This is a genomic window from Ochrobactrum sp. SFR4 (genome assembly GCF_019730395.1).
In the GTDB taxonomy this organism is placed as follows: domain Bacteria; phylum Pseudomonadota; class Alphaproteobacteria; order Rhizobiales; family Rhizobiaceae; genus Pseudochrobactrum.
This window is the reverse complement of sequence record NZ_JAAPBB010000711.1, coordinates 1-278: the sequence shown is the minus strand read 5'-3', so window position 1 is coordinate 278 and position 278 is coordinate 1. Positions and strand designations below refer to the sequence as shown.

Genomic DNA, 278 nt, shown 5'->3' with positions numbered 1-278 from the left:
CGCATGAAAGTTTTGAAGACGATGCGCATGGTACGCTCATCAAACCCGAACTTTACAGAAGCACTTGCTGCTTCAGTTTCGATCGCCCGTTCAAAAGCACTTTGCATCAAGGCAATGGCATCACGCCCGGCCTGATCCACTTCGGCAGTTTTGGTCAGAATTTTGCGGCGCTCTGCGAGATCCATTTCGCGCAATTCGGCATCGGCCTGCGCTTTTCGTGCCGCACCGTCTGACTGGCTGCCTGAGAAACGTGGTGCAGGGTTGGCATTGCCCCGCAC

The 278-nt window shown here is 55.0% G+C and carries 1 pseudogene; it reads right to left on the bottom strand.

The features are described from left to right. Positions 1–278 (bottom strand): annotated as a pseudogene (locus HBA93_RS20910) (hypothetical protein); the annotation flags it as partial.